Annotated in this window: 15 protein-coding genes; 12 read left to right on the top strand and 3 right to left on the bottom strand. The window is 56.0% G+C overall.

Annotated elements, in window-relative coordinates:
* On the bottom strand, positions 1-450 hold the full coding sequence (gene mntR, locus ACO0U8_RS15285; RefSeq protein ID WP_122096966.1) for a manganese-binding transcriptional regulator MntR: 450 nt from the start codon (positions 448-450) through the stop codon (positions 1-3).
* Positions 451-637: 187 nt separating this feature from the next.
* Between mntR and ACO0U8_RS15280 the strand changes: the two genes are divergently transcribed.
* From ACO0U8_RS15280 to ACO0U8_RS15255, 6 genes are all read left to right on the top strand, one after another.
* Positions 638-1579, top strand: a complete 942-nt coding sequence (locus ACO0U8_RS15280) for a metal ABC transporter substrate-binding protein (protein ID WP_421671138.1) — start codon at positions 638-640, stop codon at positions 1577-1579.
* On the top strand, positions 1576-2382 hold the full coding sequence (locus ACO0U8_RS15275) for a metal ABC transporter ATP-binding protein (protein WP_136377398.1): 807 nt from the start codon (positions 1576-1578) through the stop codon (positions 2380-2382). Before ACO0U8_RS15280 ends, ACO0U8_RS15275 begins: the two co-directional genes overlap by 4 nt.
* Positions 2379-3236 carry a metal ABC transporter permease gene (locus tag ACO0U8_RS15270; protein WP_056775072.1) on the top strand — a complete coding sequence of 286 codons (858 nt, stop codon included), beginning with the start codon at positions 2379-2381 and terminating at the stop codon, positions 3234-3236. Before ACO0U8_RS15275 ends, ACO0U8_RS15270 begins: the two co-directional genes overlap by 4 nt.
* Positions 3233-4087, top strand: coding sequence for a metal ABC transporter permease (locus ACO0U8_RS15265; RefSeq protein WP_122096909.1), 855 nt, complete (start codon positions 3233-3235; stop codon positions 4085-4087). Before ACO0U8_RS15270 ends, ACO0U8_RS15265 begins: the two co-directional genes overlap by 4 nt.
* 76 nt (positions 4088-4163) lie before the next feature.
* Positions 4164-4751, top strand: coding sequence for a flavin reductase family protein (locus ACO0U8_RS15260; RefSeq protein ID WP_421671137.1), 588 nt, complete (start codon positions 4164-4166; stop codon positions 4749-4751).
* A gap of 141 nt (positions 4752-4892) precedes the next feature.
* On the top strand, positions 4893-5072 hold the full coding sequence (locus tag ACO0U8_RS15255; protein WP_056775066.1) for a hypothetical protein: 180 nt from the start codon (positions 4893-4895) through the stop codon (positions 5070-5072).
* A gap of 183 nt (positions 5073-5255) precedes the next feature.
* Here ACO0U8_RS15255 and ACO0U8_RS15250 read toward each other — a convergent pair whose 3' ends face one another.
* Entirely contained in the window at positions 5256-5987 is a 732-nt protein-coding gene (locus tag ACO0U8_RS15250) for a GntR family transcriptional regulator (protein ID WP_056775062.1), read from the bottom strand.
* A gap of 307 nt (positions 5988-6294) precedes the next feature.
* On the opposite strand from ACO0U8_RS15250, the gene ACO0U8_RS15245 reads away from it, so the two are divergent.
* Positions 6295-7941 (top strand): alpha-glucoside-specific PTS transporter subunit IIBC, encoded by a 1647-nt coding sequence (locus ACO0U8_RS15245; RefSeq protein WP_421671136.1) that lies wholly within the window; start codon positions 6295-6297, stop codon positions 7939-7941.
* Positions 7941-9263 (top strand): 6-phospho-alpha-glucosidase, encoded by a 1323-nt coding sequence (locus tag ACO0U8_RS15240; RefSeq protein ID WP_122096967.1) that lies wholly within the window; start codon positions 7941-7943, stop codon positions 9261-9263. The genes ACO0U8_RS15245 and ACO0U8_RS15240 overlap by 1 nt, the downstream gene beginning before the upstream one ends.
* Before the next feature lie 72 nt (positions 9264-9335).
* Here ACO0U8_RS15240 and ACO0U8_RS15235 read toward each other — a convergent pair whose 3' ends face one another.
* Positions 9336-10277 carry an aminoimidazole riboside kinase gene (locus tag ACO0U8_RS15235; protein ID WP_421671135.1) on the bottom strand — a complete coding sequence of 314 codons (942 nt, stop codon included), beginning with the start codon at positions 10275-10277 and terminating at the stop codon, positions 9336-9338.
* Positions 10278-10527: 250 nt separating this feature from the next.
* Here ACO0U8_RS15235 and ACO0U8_RS15230 point away from each other — a divergent pair, with 250 nt between their 5' ends.
* From ACO0U8_RS15230 to ACO0U8_RS15215, 4 genes are all read left to right on the top strand, one after another.
* Positions 10528-12114, top strand: a complete 1587-nt coding sequence (locus ACO0U8_RS15230; RefSeq protein ID WP_056775053.1) for a carbohydrate porin — start codon at positions 10528-10530, stop codon at positions 12112-12114.
* A 74-nt stretch (positions 12115-12188) separates the two neighbouring features.
* Positions 12189-13559 carry a sucrose-specific PTS transporter subunit IIBC gene (locus ACO0U8_RS15225; protein WP_122096912.1) on the top strand — a complete coding sequence of 457 codons (1371 nt, stop codon included), beginning with the start codon at positions 12189-12191 and terminating at the stop codon, positions 13557-13559.
* Entirely contained in the window at positions 13559-14968 is a 1410-nt protein-coding gene (locus tag ACO0U8_RS15220) for a sucrose-6-phosphate hydrolase (RefSeq protein WP_421671134.1), read from the top strand. The genes ACO0U8_RS15225 and ACO0U8_RS15220 overlap by 1 nt, the downstream gene beginning before the upstream one ends.
* Before the next feature lie 30 nt (positions 14969-14998).
* Positions 14999-16021 carry a substrate-binding domain-containing protein gene (locus ACO0U8_RS15215; RefSeq protein ID WP_056775046.1) on the top strand — a complete coding sequence of 341 codons (1023 nt, stop codon included), beginning with the start codon at positions 14999-15001 and terminating at the stop codon, positions 16019-16021.
* Position 16022 lies beyond the last annotated feature (1 nt).

The raw sequence follows: 16022 nt of genomic DNA, 5'->3' as shown, positions 1-16022 counted from the left end.
TCAGGACGAGGATTTCTGACTTGCGGTAAAGCGCCGGAACGCCTCAAGTGTTTCATCACTCACGTGATGCTCGACGCCTTCGGCATCCAGCCGTGCGGTTTCGGCACTGATGCCCAGCGCAATGAAGAACGCTTCCACCACATTGTGACGCTCGCGGTTTTCCGCCGCCAGTTTCTCGCCTTCCGGCGTGAGGAAGGTGCCGCGATAAGGCAACTGATGAACCAGCCCGGCATTCGCCAGACGCTTCAGGGTTTTCGCCACGGTGGGTTGCGAAACGCCCAGACGAGCAGCCAGATCCACCTGACGCGCTTCGCCAAACTCGCGGATCAGATCGGAAATCAGTTCAACGTAATCATCCATCAGTTCCCGTCGGTGCGCCTCGCGCACCTGTAAAAAACCCTGAGCGTGTTCTTCAACATCCAGCAACGGATTTAATTTTTTATCTTTCACTGCGCCTGCCTCTTTCTTGCTCAACGGTTTCTTACCGCCGCCGCTTTGCGCGACAACGAACCGCATTGTAAACCAACAACACATATCTACCAATTTCTGCGAACTTTGCCTTGGCTATGGAGTATAGCCTATGCTATACCTGAATAATAAACCGCCGACAGCCGGACAGAGTGACAGGAGAAAATTCATGGGAAATGGACAAAACATTGTAAAACTATTCAGTCAGTCGCCGTTCCGTTTACGGCTGATGCTGATCGGCATGGTCGTGGCGCTGATCACCGGCAATGCAACGGCGGCGGAGAAAGACAAAAAAAAGTTTAAAGTGGTGACGACCTTCACGGTGATCCAAGACATCGCGCAGAACGTTGCCGGTGATGCCGCCACGGTGGAGTCCATCACCAAACCCGGTGCGGAAATTCACGATTATCAGCCGACGCCGCGTGACATCGTAAAAACGCAGTCTGCCGATCTGATCCTGTGGAACGGATTTAACCTCGAACGCTGGTTCGGGCGCTTCTTTGCCAACATCAAAAATGTGCCGTCCGCGACCGTCACCGACGGCATCGCGCCGCTGCCGATCCAGGAAGGGCCTTATCTCGGCAACCCAAATCCGCACGCGTGGATGTCGGCGAAAAATGCGCTGGTGTACGTGGAGAATATCCGCGCCGCGCTGGTGAAATACGACCCTGAGAACGCCGCGACCTACGACCGTAATGCCAAAAGCTATGCCGAAAAAATCACCCGGCTGGATGCGCCGCTGCGCGAACGTCTGGCAAAAATTCCGGCTCAGCAGCGCTGGTTAGTCACCAGCGAGGGCGCGTTCAGCTATCTGGCGAAAGATTATGATTTGAAAGAAGCCTATCTGTGGCCGATCAACGCCGAAGAGCAGGGCACGCCGCAGCAGGTGAAAAAACTGATCGACCTGGTGCGCCAGCAAAACATCCCGGTGGTGTTCAGCGAAAGCACCATCTCGGATAAACCGGCCAAACAGGTGAGCAAAGAGACAGGCGCGAAATATGGCGGTGTGCTGTATGTCGATTCCCTGTCTGCGGCGGATGGCCCGGTACCGACCTACATTGATTTGCTGAAAGTCACGGTCGGCACCATTGCGCAAGGATTCGGCCAATGAGTGATACCGCGCTGCATCTCGACGTTGATAACATTTCGGTGACCTACAACAATGGTCACACCGCCATAGAGAATGCGTCGTTCCGCCTGAGCGGCGGATCGATTTGCGCGCTGCTGGGCGTCAACGGCAGCGGCAAATCGACCCTGTTCAAAACCATCATGGGCATTATTCGCCCGACGCACGGCAGCGTGACGCTTGATGGCCTGAACGTCAGCAAAGCCCTGAAGCAGAATCTGATCGCTTACGTGCCGCAATCTGAAGACGTGGACTGGAACTTTCCGGTGCTGGTGCGTGATGTGGTGATGATGGGGCGCTACGGCAAAATGTCATTTCTGCGAATTCCCTCGCAGGAAGATAAAAAACAGGTGGCGTCGGCGCTGGCGCGTGTTGGCCTGACCGATCTGGCACAGCGTCAGATCGGCGAGCTTTCCGGTGGTCAGAAAAAACGGGTGTTTCTTGCCCGTGCGCTGGCACAACAAGGGCGCGTGATGTTGCTTGACGAGCCGTTTACCGGCGTGGATATCAAAACAGAAAACGCCATTATCGATCTGCTGCGCCAGCTGCGTGAAGAGGGGCATCTGATCCTGGTGTCGACCCACAACATCGCCAGCGTGCCGGATTTCTGCGACCGCGTGGTGTTGATCAACCGGACGGTGATCGCCGCCGGGCCACTTGACACCACCTTCACCCATCCGAATCTTGAGAATACGTTCGGCGGCGCACTGCGCAATATCGGCTATTTAGTCCCGCAGGAAACGGCCGCGATGCCAGAAACCCTGTCACCGATAAGGCGGGTGAAATGATTGACCTGCTGCTTGAGCCGTTTCATTACAACTATATGGTGAAAGCCATCTGGGTCAGTGCGGGGGTGGGCGCGGTGTGTGCGTTTTTGTCCGCGTACCTGATGCTCAAGGGCTGGTCGCTGATGGGCGATGCGTTATCGCATTCCGTGGTGCCGGGCGTGGCGGGCGCGTATGCGCTGGGCTTCCCTTACGCCATTGGTGCCTTTGGCACCGGCATTCTGGCCGCGCTGTCCATGACGCTGCTACGCCATTTCACCAAACTGCGTGAAGACGCCATCATTGGCTTTGTTTTTTCCACCTTCTTCGCCCTCGGCTTGCTGCTGGTGTCCCTGAACCCGACCTCCGTCAACGTGCAGTCGATCCTGTTCGGCAACATTTTAGGCATCGACGACGCCGACATTTTGCAGGTGCAAATCATCGTCGGCATTTCCCTTCTGGTGCTGTGTGTCATCTGGCGCGACCTGCTGGCGGTCTTTTTCGATGAAGCGCACGCGCGCTCGGTCGGCCTTTCTCCGCTGTGGCTGAAAGTGATTTTCTTCACCATTTTCAGCGCGTGCAGCGTGGCGGCGCTCCAGACCGTCGGTGCGATTTTAGTGATCGCCATGGTGATCACCCCCGGCGCGACGGCGTATCTGCTGTCCGACCGCTTTTCGCACCTGCTGATTATCTCAGTGATGATCGGCGCGGTAACCAGCGCGGTGGGCGCATGGCTCAGTTATTACCTCGACGGTGCCACCGGCGGGGTGATCGTCTGTCTGCAAACCACCGTTTTCCTGCTGGCATTTTTGTTCGCACCGAAACACGGCTGGCTGGCGAATCATTTCCGTCTTAAACGTTCAGGGAGCCGCGCATGATGGCCTGGATGGATGTGCTGATGGAGCCGATGAGCTTCGACTTTATGCAACGCGCGTTGCTCACCGCCGCGGCCACCAGCGTGGTCTGCGCGATATTTTCCTGTTTTTTGGTGCTCAAAGGCTGGTCGCTGATGGGCGACGCCATCTCTCACGCGGTGCTGCCCGGCGTGGTGCTGGCCTATCTGGCGGGGATCCCGCTGGTGATCGGCGCGTTCGGTTCCGGCCTGTTTTGTGCAGTCGCCACCGGTTTCATCAAGGAGCATTGCCGTGTAAAAGAAGATTCGGTGATGGGCATCGTGTTTTCCGGCATGTTCGCCGCCGGACTGGTGCTGTTCTCGCGGGTGAATACCGAGCAGCATCTCAGCCATATTCTGTTCGGTAACGTGCTCGGCGTCACCGACAGCGAAATGCTGCAAACGCTGATCATCGCGTTTATCGTCACCCTGGCGATTATCATCAAATTCAAAGACCTGATGCTGTTTTGTTTTGACCCGGTACAGGCGAAGGTTATCGGGCTGCCGGTGCGTTTTTACCACTATGCGCTGCTGTGTCTGCTGGCGCTGACCATTGTTGCCGCGTTGCAGGCGGTCGGCGTGGTGCTGGTGGTGGCGATGCTGATCACCCCCGGCATCACCGCCTTTCTGCTGTGTAAAACCCTGCCGAAAATGATGGCGGTGGCGGTCACCGCGTCACTGCTGGCGGCGGTGTCCGGCACCTTTATCAGTTTTTATATTGATGCCGCGACCGGCCCGACCATCGTGTTGATTCAGGCGCTGATTTTCCTGCTGGCGCTGACGGTGCATCTGCTGCGCAAGGCGGTCAAACCGCGTCAGGCCGCCTCAAATCCCTGACAGCGCACCGAATGAATAGTGTTCCGGCGGAAGTTTTGCGATGCTGCACGCCGGACATTTTTTATGAGAAACGCCAATGACCCCACAATTTGCTCCCGTTGAACTGGAAAAAGCCTACCGTCTGATTAACCACGGCACGACCGCGCTGGTATCTGCGCATCACGATGGCGTGGACAACGTGATGTCTGCCTCGTGGGTGTGTGGTCTGGATTTCAGACCGGCAAAACTGACCGTGGTGCTGGATAAGATCGCCAGAACGCGCGAGCTTATCGAACAGAGCGGATACTTCGTGATTCAGGTGCCCACGGTCGCGCAACTGCAAATGACCTACGATCTGGGTAACCGTACGCTGCGCAATGACCCGGATAAACTGGCGAATTGCGGCACTGAGCTGTTTCGAATGGCAGGCCAGGGGGATTTACCTTTCGTCGCCGGTTGCACTGCGTGGCTGGCCTGTAAGCTGATCCCGGAGCCTCATAACCAGCAGGCGCATGATCTGTTTATCGGCGAGATTGTCGGTGCCTGGGCGGACACCCGCGTGTTCAAAAACGGACACTGGCATTTCGAAGAAGCCGATCCGTCGCTGCGCAGTTTGCACTACATCGCAGGCGGCCAGTTCTACGCCACCGGCGAACCGCTGAACGCCAATACTGATCTGAAATAACCCGCTGATACACCGGAGCTGGCGGTTTTATGACTACACCGCTGGCTACCTGGCACATAAAGGCCTACCATCGACCCGCACCATGCATTAAGACGTACCCTGGTTTTTTGAAGTTCCATGCACCACGAGTTAAGGATTGTTATGAGCGAAGTCGAAAGTTCGATCAGTGTTGGCGATAGTTTTACTGTCAAGAACGGCTCAACCCACGAAGTCACTGGCTTTGTGAAGAAAGGAGAAAGAATTTATCCAACGGTTAAAACTGACCACGGCGATTCTAACTTCACCTTCATTAAAGAAATTGTTTCAGTGAACAAAGCGTAACGTTAACGACCTTACCGAAGATCGCGGCCTGTTGTCTCCCTACGCAGAGCAGGCTGCGTGACGATGCCCCTTCAGATTCTATTTTCCGCTCCCTCTCTGATCTCCCCTTTTTTTCCTGATGACGTCTCAGCCAAACCGCGCATTATGACTTTCCCCACATCCGCTTCCGACAGTGCTGACCTCTCAGGCTGGCCGTATGTGACCGGTACAGGATTTGTTGCGCTGCAAATGGTAGTCCACATGGTATTCGTTGGCGTTGCGGATCATCACTGAGTAATTGATGTAATCGCCGGTATCGCTGTAAGACAGCGACGTCAGGCGCAGCAGCGGCGTGCCTTCGGCGATGTGAAACAGGGCGGCGACGGTACTGTCGGCGAGGATCGGGCTGAAGCTTTCATAGTTTCCGGCAATGCAGATATGGCATTCGTCTTCAATGTAGGAAAATTTAGAGCCTTCAAGATGCTTCACCGAAAGATTGCCAAATAAACGGCCAGGCATGTAACTGTCTTCCAGCACCAGTGGTTTGCCCTCTACTGACCGCAGGCGGCGCGAATAGTAGATGCGCTCATCGGTTTTGATGCGCAGCTGGCTGGCGATGGCCGGGGGCGCGCCCATGATCTTAAACTCCAGCACTTCGCTCACCGTCGGGCGGCCCAGCTGTTTCATCAGTTCACAAAACCCCATCAGCCCGCGCGTTTCATGCTGGACATCTTTTTGCGCGACGAAGGTTCCGCTACCGTGACAGCGCCGCACCAGCCCCCATTCGATCAGCAAGTCCACCGCTTTACGCAGCGTCATGCGCGAGACGCCAAACTCCGTTGCCAGCTTTTTTTCGCTGGGTAAAGCATCACCGATGCCAAAATCGGCAGAATTAATGCGAATTCTTAAGCGTTCAGCAAGCGTTTTGTAGATCACCGGCAGACCTCTTTCTCCGTGCGCGAATCTCCGTAGCCGGGCCTTGAAAGCCGGTTACGCCCCTGTAAATCCTCAATAACCTGTTCTGGCCTTGCGGGGTTTTAAGACCCGCTAATTTCAGTGTATAGAAAAAGCCTGAAAAGTAGATCACTTCACCTGCAGAAAAAGCATGAATGCGATCACGAAACGATTAATCATTTTGCGATCTTATTTTTCATTATTCCTACTCTCTGATCAGAAAATAAAAAACGTCATTAAAAACATTTTAATAAAAAACTCTGACCCCGAAGTAAAATGAGGATTATATATGCTCAGTCAAATCCAACGTTTTGGCGGTGCGATGTTTACGCCGGTATTACTGTTTCCGTTTGCGGGAATGGTGGTGGGCATCGCGATTATGCTTCAAAACCCGATGTTCATGGGAGAAACGCTCACCACCCCTGATAACCTTTTCGCTCAAGTTGTTCATATTATTGAGGAAGGCGGCTGGACGGTGTTTCGCAATATGCCGCTGATTTTCGCCATCGGCCTGCCTATCGGGCTGGCGAAACAGGCACAAGGCCGTGCCTGTCTGGCGGCGCTGGTCAGTTTTATGACCTGGAATTATTTAATTAATGCCATGGGATTAACCTGGGGAGATTATTTCGGCGTTAATTTCAACGTTGAGCCCGGCGGGCAAAGTGGGCTGGCGATGATTGCCGGAATTAAAACACTCGATACCAGCATAATTGGTGCGATTATTATTTCCGGTCTTGTTACCTCAATACACAATCATTTTTTTGATAAACAACTTCCCGTCTTCCTCGGTATTTTTCAGGGCAGCTCCTTCGTGGTGATTATTGGTTTCCTGCTGATGATCCCCTGCGCGTGGCTGACCCTGCTGCTGTGGCCGAAAGTGCAGAGCGGTATTCTCTCGATGCAGCATTTCATGCTGGTTTCCGGTTCGCTGGGCGTCTGGGTTTACACCTTCCTCGAACGCATTCTGATCCCGACCGGTTTGCATCACTTCGTCTACGGTCCCTTTGTCTTTGGCCCGGCGGCGATCGAGGGCGGCATTCAGGTTTACTGGGCTGAACATTTGCAGGCCTTCAGCCAAAGCACCGAACCGCTGAAAACCCTGTTCCCGCAGGGCGGCTTTGCGCTGTTCGGTAACTCAAAAGTCTTCGGGTCGATGGGGGTTGCGATGGCGATCTATGCCACCGCCGCACCGCAAAACCGCGTGAAAGTGGCGGGGCTGCTGATCCCGGCAACGCTCACGGCCGTGCTGGTCGGCATCACTGAACCGCTGGAATTTACCTTCCTGTTTATTTCTCCGCTGCTGTTTGCGCTCCATGCATTACTGGCCGCCACGCTGGCGACGCTGATGTACATGGCCGGCGTGGTCGGCAACATGGGCGGCGGCCTGCTCGATTCTTTCCTGCCGCAAAACTGGATCCCGATGTTCCACAATCACGCGGCAATGATATTCACTCAAATCGGTATCGGGCTGGTGTTTACCGGCATCTGGTTCCTGGTGTTCCGCACGGTGATCCTGCGCCTGAACCTGAAAACGCCGGGGCGCGAAGACAGCGAAATCAAGCTCTACAGCAAAGCCGATTATCAGGCGCAGAAAAAGACCGGCGACCGCACGGCCCCGTCTTCCTCACAGGGTCAGGCCGCCGGGTATCTGCAGGCGCTCGGCGGTCACGGCAATGTTATCGACCTCAACAACTGCGCGACGCGGCTGCGTATCACGCTGGGCGATATGGCGCTGACGCAAAGTGACGACATCTTTAAAGCCCTCGGCGCACACGGCGTAGTGCGGCGTGGCAACGCCATTCAGGTCATCGTGGGTCTGCACGTTCCTCAGGTGCGCGACCAGATAGAGACGCTGATGAAGCAAGACGCTTTCACACAATCATCCACATCCGGGGCGCGTTCCCCGACAGAAACATCCCTTACGGAGGCAGTATGATGAAGAAATTCTCAGTCGTTGTGGCAGGCGGTGGCAGCACTTTTACACCGGGTATCGTTCTGATGTTACTGGCGAATCAGGAGAGATTCCCGCTGCGGGCCATCAAATTTTATGACAATGATGGCGCACGTCAGGAGATTGTCGCCGAAGCGTGCAAGGTGATCCTCAAAGAGCAGGCGCCGGAGATTGAGTTCAGCTACACCACCGATCCCCGTGCGGCATTCACGGATGTCGATTTCGTGATGGCGCACATCCGCGTCGGTAAATACCCGATGCGTGAAAAGGATGAAAAAATCCCGCTGCGTCACGGGGTGGTCGGACAGGAAACCTGCGGGCCGGGCGGGATCGCCTACGGGATGCGCTCAATCGGCGGCGTGCTGGAAATCGTCGATTACATGGAAAAGTATTCACCGGATGCCTGGATGCTCAACTATTCCAATCCGGCCGCCATTGTGGCGGAAGCGACGCGCCGTTTGCGCCCGCAGGCCAAAATTCTCAACATCTGCGATATGCCTATCGGCATTGAAGGGCGCATGGCGGAGATTGCCGGGCTGAAATCCCGCAAAGAGATGCGCGTGCGCTATTACGGGCTGAATCACTTCGGCTGGTGGACATCAATCGAAGACGCACATGGCAACGATCTGATGCCCAAAATCCGCGAACATGTGGCGAAATATGGCTATGTTCCTCACACCGGTGAACAGGCAAGCGAAGCCAGCTGGAATGACACCTTCGCCAAAGCCAAAGATGTCTGGGCGCTGGATCCGTCCACTTTCCCGAACACCTATTTAAAATATTACCTCTACCCGGATTACGTCGTCGCGCATTCCAACCCTGACCATACCCGCGCCAATGAGGTGATGGAGCATCGCGAAAAACATGTGTTCAGCGCCTGCGCCGCCATTACTCAGGCCGGGAAATCGTCCGCCGGTGAACTGGAAATCGATGAACACGCGTCTTACATCGTCGATCTGGCGACGGCCATCGCGTTCAACACGCAGGCAAGAATGCTGCTGATTGTGCCGAACGAGGGGGCTATCACCAATGTCGATCCGCAAGCGATGGTCGAAATTCCGTGTCTTGTCGGCAGCAGCGGGCCGGAACCGCTGACGGTCGGTAAGATCCCCCTGTTCCAGCAAGGATTGATAGGCCAGCAGGTGGCGGTGGAAAAACTGGTGGTCGAAGCCTGGGTGGAGAAATCCTACCTGAAGCTGTGGCAGGCGATCACGCTGTCGAAAACCGTCCCGAGCGCGTCTGTCGCCAAAGCCATTCTGGATGATCTGATCGAAGCCAATAAAGACTACTGGCCGGAACTGAAATAAAACAGGAGGTTAAGAGAGAAACGGCGCAGCCATCGCGGTTGCGCCGTTTTTTTTATACGCCAGATGACATGTTTAAAACGCCTGATCCCTAAAGGCGGCCAGCGCCTGCGCATCCGGCAGCGCCGTCATTGCGCCGCGTGCGGTGGTGGCCAGCGCGCCGCAGGTGAGCGCCTGACGGATAATGGCGTGCCACGCCTCGGGTGACGGTTGCGGGCCGTGCTGTGCCAGTCCCGCCAGCAGCCCGGCAACAAACGCATCGCCCGCGCCGGTGGTATCGACGGCCTGCACTTTCGGCGCGGGATACTGCATCAGCGAGGCATCCTGTTTGCGGTACACCGACACGCCGTCTTTTCCCTGAGTGACCAGCAATAACGCCGGATCGTGGCGCTGACAAAGCCGCAAAATGCCTTCTGACAGCAGCGATTCGCCGGTCAGATACGCGAGTTCATCCTCAGACACTTTGATCACGTCTGCCAGCGACAGTGCCTGGTCGAGGCATTCGCGCAGTGCATTTTCATCCGGCCATAAATCGTGACGGATATTCGGATCAAAGCTGACCTGACCGCCTGCCGCTTTCATCTGCGCCATGGCTAAAAAAGCGGAAGAACGCGAAGGTTCAGCGGAAAGTGAAATTGAGCACAGGTGCAAAAACTCTCCGGCGGAAAACGCAGGAATATCGACAGATTGCAGAAACAGATCGGCGCTCGGGCGCACCATAAACGTAAACGATCGTTCGCCGTCAGCATCGTTTTCCACCACCACGGTGGAGGTCCGGTGGTGCGGATCGCGGTGCATAAAGTCGGTGTTCACCGCTTCGTCGTCCAGCGTTCTACGCAAAAATGCACCGAAAGGATCGTTGCCCACGCGGCCAATAAAACCGCTGTTTCCGCCAAGACGGCTGATGCCGACCGCCACGTTGGCCGGCGCGCCGCCGGGGCACTTCAGTAAACGGCCATCTTCTTCGGGGATCAAATCCACCACGGCATCGCCCAATACCCAAACCCGCTTATTCATCTTCATTCCCTTTTTCTCATCCTGATAATCATCTGTCGATAAAGTAGAAGAACCGGTTTAGCTAATCAAGCACAAATGAATTATTAGGATTCAGTGACGATTTGCCAGCAAGATCACAATTCCACTACAAGACTGGCGAACTTCGTTGCCTAAAGGCAGGGGGAGTGCTTATTGTGCTCAGGAAAACCAGTTTAGCAATTTAGCTAAACAGTTTTCCCCATAATAATTACATTTCTTCTGAGGGATAAAAATGATGATGAAACCTCGCTATCTTGCTGTTGCTATTGGACTTATTCTTTCTTCTGCGGCTCAGGGGGCCGATATTTCCGCCAGTGCGATTGAAGCCCGCTTCAACGCCATGGAAAAACGTTTGCAACAGGCTGAAAGCCGCGCCGCCAAGGCCGAAGCCCGCGCAACGCAGGCAGAACAGCAGGTGAAGCAGCTGGAAACACGCACCGCCAGCAACGAGCAGCAAACCCGTCAGGTGGCGAAGACGGCGGAAATTACCCAGCAGCAAACGGCGGATGTGGCAAAACGCACCGAAACGTTAGCCAGTAATACCAAAACCAGCAGCAGCGATAACAGCGGGTTTAAATTCACCGGTTACGCCCGTTCCGGCGTGATCATGAATGATTCCGCCACCTCGACGGAAAGCGGCCCTTACGTGACGCCAGCCGGACAAACCGGGGGCGCGGTCGGCCGTCTGGGTAACGAAAACAACACCTACGTTGAGCTGAATCTGGAACACAACCAGACCATGGCCAGCGGCGCCACCTCACGTTATAAGGTGATGCTTGCCGACGGCCAGCGCAGCTATAACGACTGGACCGGCGCGACCAGCGATCTGAATATTCGTCAGGCGTTTGTGGAACTGGGTTCGCTGCCGACGTTCACCGGTCCGTGGAAAGACTCCACGCTGTGGGCGGGTAAACGCTTTGACCGCGATAACTTTGATATTCACTGGCTCGATTCCGACGTCATTTTCCTCGCGGGCACCGGCGGCGGGATTTATGACGTGAAGTGGGGCGATAACCTGAAAAGTAACTTCTCGCTTTACGGGCGCAACTTCGACGATCTGGACGATAACAACAACAGCAATGACGACACCCGCATTGAGAACTACATCGTCACGGCGAATAACTTCGCCGGGCCGTTCCAGTGGATGGTCAGCGGGCTGCGTGCCAAAAACAATCAGGATCGCGAAAACACCGGGACACAGGGCGTCACCAACGCAGCGGATACCGGCTTCCATACCCTGCTGGCCTACCACGGCGACAGCTTCTACGGCCTGCGCGAAGGGACATCCAAAACAGCGCTGTTGTACGGTCACGGTTTAGGGGCAGAAGTGAAAGCGCTGGGCTCGGACGGCCATCTGACCGACGATGCCAGTACCGTACGTCTGGCCACTTACGGCATCACGCCGCTGAGTAAAAACTGGAACATCGCTCCGGCGATCCTTGCGCAGCAGAGCAAAGACCGTTACGTCTCCGGCGATGATTATCAGTGGCTGACCTTTAACACCCGTCTTATCCAGCAGATCACCGAAAACTTTGAACTGGCCTATGAAGGCAGCTATCAGTACATGGATCTCGATCCGCAGGGCTATCAGAATAACAACAAAGTGAAAGGCGGATTCTACAAACTGACCTTCGCGCCGACGTTTAAAGTGGGGGATATCAGCGATATGCTCAGCCGTCCTGAAATCCGTTTCTTCGCCAGTTACATGGACTGGAGCCACAAACTGGACAGCTACTCTTCCAGCGACTCGTTCGGGACGGACGGCTTCACCTCCGGCGGCCAGTGGAATTTCGGCATCCAGATGGAAACCTGGTTCTAAAAAGCAGGGTGTGAATCACCATGATACGCCTGAGCACATCGGGCGTTATCGTTCAGGGTAATACAAGGAACATTATGAATATCAATGCAATCGCGACTGAACTGCTTCCGTTACTGGGAGGCAAAGACAATATTGCCAGCGCGGCACACTGCGCCACGCGTCTGCGCCTGGTGCTGGTGGATGACAGTCTGGTCAACAAAAGCGCCATCGAAAAAGTCGAAGGCGTGAAAGGCTGTTTCAGCAATGCGGGTCAGATTCAGGTCATTTTCGGCACCGGTCTGGTGAACAAGGTTCACGCCGAGTTTATTAAAGTGGCGGGGATTGGCGAATCCAGCAAATCCGAAGCGGCCAACATTGCGGCGCAAAAGCTCAATCCGTTCCAGCGCATCGCGCGCGTGCTGTCGAATATCTTCGTGCCGATCATTCCGGCCATCGTCGCCTCCGGCCTGCTGATGGGGCTGCTCGGTATGGTGAAAACCTACGGCTGGGCCAACCCGGACAGCGCGATTTTTATCATGCTCGACATGTTCAGTTCGGCGGCGTTTATCATTCTGCCGATCCTGATCGGGTTCACCGCGGCGCGTGAATTCGGCGGTAACCCGTTCCTCGGCGCCACGCTGGGCGGCATTCTCACCCATCCGGCGCTGACCAATGCCTGGGGCGTTGCCAGCGGTTTCCACACCATGAATTTCTTCGGTCTGGAAATTGCGATGATCGGCTACCAGGGCACGGTGTTCCCGGTGCTGCTGGCGGTCTGGTTTATGAGCTTCATCGAAAAACGTTTGCGGAAAGTCATTCCCGACGCGCTCGATCTGATCCTGACGCCTTTCCTGACGGTGATTATCTCCGGTTTTATCGCTTTCCTGATCATCGGCCCGGCAGGCCGTGCGCTGGGTGATGGCATTTCCTTTATTCTCAGCACGCTGATCACCCATGCGGGCTGGGTCGCGGGGCTTATCTTTGGCGGGCTGTATTCGGTGATTGTTATCACCGGGATCCACCACAGCTTCCATGCCATTGAAGCCGGGCTGCTGGGCAACCCGAACATCGGCGTGAATTTCCTGTTGCCGATCTGGTCGATGGCTAACGTGGCGCAGGGCGGTGCCTGTCTGGCGGTGTACTTCAAAACCCGTGATGCGAAAATTAAAGCGATCGCCATTCCTTCGGCATTCTCGGCTATGTTGGGCATTACCGAAGCGGCCATTTTTGGTATCAACCTGCGCTTTATGAAACCGTTCATTGCCGCCTTAGCCGGCGGTGCGCTCGGCGGGGCATGGGTGGTGGCGATGCACGTCAACATGACCGCCGTCGGCCTGACCGGTATTCCGGGGCTGGCGATTGTGCAGGCCAGTTCGATGGTCAGCTACCTGATCGGCTTAGTGATTGCTTTCGGCAGCGCATTCCTGCTTTCCCTGCTGCTGAAATACAAAACGGAGAGTGAATAATGTCGGAAGTGAGTTTGCTGAAACAGGCGTTGTGCAGCGTGGTGGCGGGGCAGGTGAAGGCCGCAGCCGACCCTTACCGTCCCGGCTGGCACCTCGCGCCGCCGGTCGGTCTGCTCAACGATCCCAACGGTTTTGTGCAGCACAACGGCCGCTACCATCTTTTCTATCAATGGAATCCGCTGGCCTGCGCGCACGGGGCAAAATTCTGGGGGCACTGGAGCTCAGCGGATCTACTGCACTGGCAGCATGAGCCGCTGGCGCTGGCACCGGCAGAAGAGTACGAGTCGCACGGCTGTTATTCCGGTTCAGCTGTCACGGACAACGGTCAGCTGACGCTGATCTACACCGGCAATGTGAAATACCCGGACGGCAGTCGCACCACGTTTCAGTGCCTGGCGCGTGAAAACGTGCGCGGCGAGTTTGAGAAAACCGGGCCGGTGCTGGATTTACCCGCCGGTTACACCGGCCATGTGCGCGACCCTAAAGTCTGGCAGCACGAAGGCCGCTGGTACATGGTGCTGGGCGCGCAGGATCTCAGCCTGCAAGGCAAAATCCTGCTGCTGCGCTCTGAAGATTTGCTGTCATGGGAATCGCTGGGTGAAATCGCCGGTTCCGGCCTGAACGGGCTGGGCGAGTTTGGGTATATGTGGGAATGCCCGGATCTGTTCCGTTTGTCCGGCAGCGACGTGCTGGTCTGCTGTCCGCAGGGGCTGCCTGCACAGGCCGATCGCTATCTGAATACGTTCCAGTCCGGGTATTTCGTCGGGCAGCTCGATTACGCCCATGGGACGCTGGCGCATGGCGAGTTCCGCGAGCTGGATCTCGGCTTTGAATTTTATGCCCCGCAAACCACTCAGACCGACGATGGCCGCCGTTTGCTGATCGGCTGGATGGGCATTCCCGACGGCGATGAGTTTTATCAGCCGACCGTCGCGCAGGGCTGGATCCACACCATGACCTGCCCGCGCGAACTGACGCTGGAAGACGGCAGGCTTATTCAGCGCCCGGCGCGTGAACTGCGCCAGTTACGCGGTGAAGTGCAGGCGTGGCGGGGCATCGCGCAGGACGCGCCGGTGTGGACCATCAGCCGTGCGGAGGTGGAAATCGACACCTCCGGGCCGTTTGCCGCGGATTTGGGCGGAAATCTGCAACTGGCCTGGGACGGGGAATGGCTGCGTCTGACGCGTAAAAACCGTCGCAGCGGCGAGCAGGAGCAGCGCGTCTGGCGCGGCGCGTTACGCTCCCTGACGCTGTTGTGCGACAGTTCATCCGTTGAAATTTTCATCAATGACGGAGAGGCGGTGATGTCGTCGCGCTATTTTCCTGCGTTACCGGCGCAACTGACCTTCAGCGGGGCACAGCAGATTGCGCTGCGTTACTGGTCGTTGACGGATTGCGTGATAGACTAAACGTCTTTCCGGACAACAGAATATGGCGCAGTGAAAAAGACCAAACGCATTACTATCAGCGGCATAGCCGAACTGGCTGGCGTGTCGAAATCGACTGCCAGCCAGGTGCTCAACGGACACAGCAAAAAGTTTCGCATTTCCGATGTCACGCGCGATCGCGTGCTCGCGGTGGCCGCTGAGCAACATTATCAGCCGAGCATTCACGCCCGTTCACTCAACGCGGCGCGCAGTTACACGCTGGGGCTGGTGGTGCCGGAAATGACCAACTATGGCTTCGCAGCCTGCTCAAACGAGCTGGAAACCTTGTGTCGCGAGAACGGTATGCAGTTGCTGATCGCCTGTACCGATGAAAATACCAGTCAGGAAACCATGGTGGTGAATAACCTGATCCAGCGCCAGGTGGATGGGCTGATCGTCGCCTCAAGCATGCTCAACGACGCCGAATACGTCAAAATCAGTCAGCAGTTGCCGGTGGTGCTTTTTGACCGCCACATGCAGGACACGCAGCTGCCGCTGGTGGTGTGCGAAGCGATCGAATCCTCCGCTGAACTGGTCGCCCGCGTGGCAAAAAACCATGCCGATGAGTTTTATTTTCTCGGCGGGCAGCCGCGAATTTCCCCGACGCGTGACCGTCTGGCGGGTTATCAGCTGGGCCTTGAACGTGCCGGTGTCAGCCTCCAGCCTGAGTGGATCATGTACGGCAATTATCATCCGAGCTCCGGCTATGAGATGTTTGCAAATCTCTGTGCGCGTCTGGGGCGTCCGCCCAAAGCGTTGTATGTTGCCTCGTGCGGCCTGATGGAGGGGGTGTTGCGTTATATGAGCCAGCACAAACTGCTCGAGAGTGACATTCACCTGTGCAGTTTCGATGACCATTATCTTTATGATTCGTTGTCAGTGAAAATCGACACCGTGGCACAGGATTGCCGCGAGCTGGCGATGCACTGCTTTGACGTGGTGATCGGTCTTATCAATGAACAGCAGCCTGAAGAACTCCGCTGCTACTTAGCCCCCCGGCTGCACTGGCGGCACCCGGATTCTCTCCCCGCCTGAG

Source organism: Rahnella sp. EDr1-12, assembly GCF_049206505.1.
Taxonomy (GTDB): domain Bacteria; phylum Pseudomonadota; class Gammaproteobacteria; order Enterobacterales; family Enterobacteriaceae; genus Rahnella; species Rahnella rivi.
Note: the sequence above shows the minus strand (reverse complement) of the source record. Positions and strands in the feature narration are given on the sequence as shown.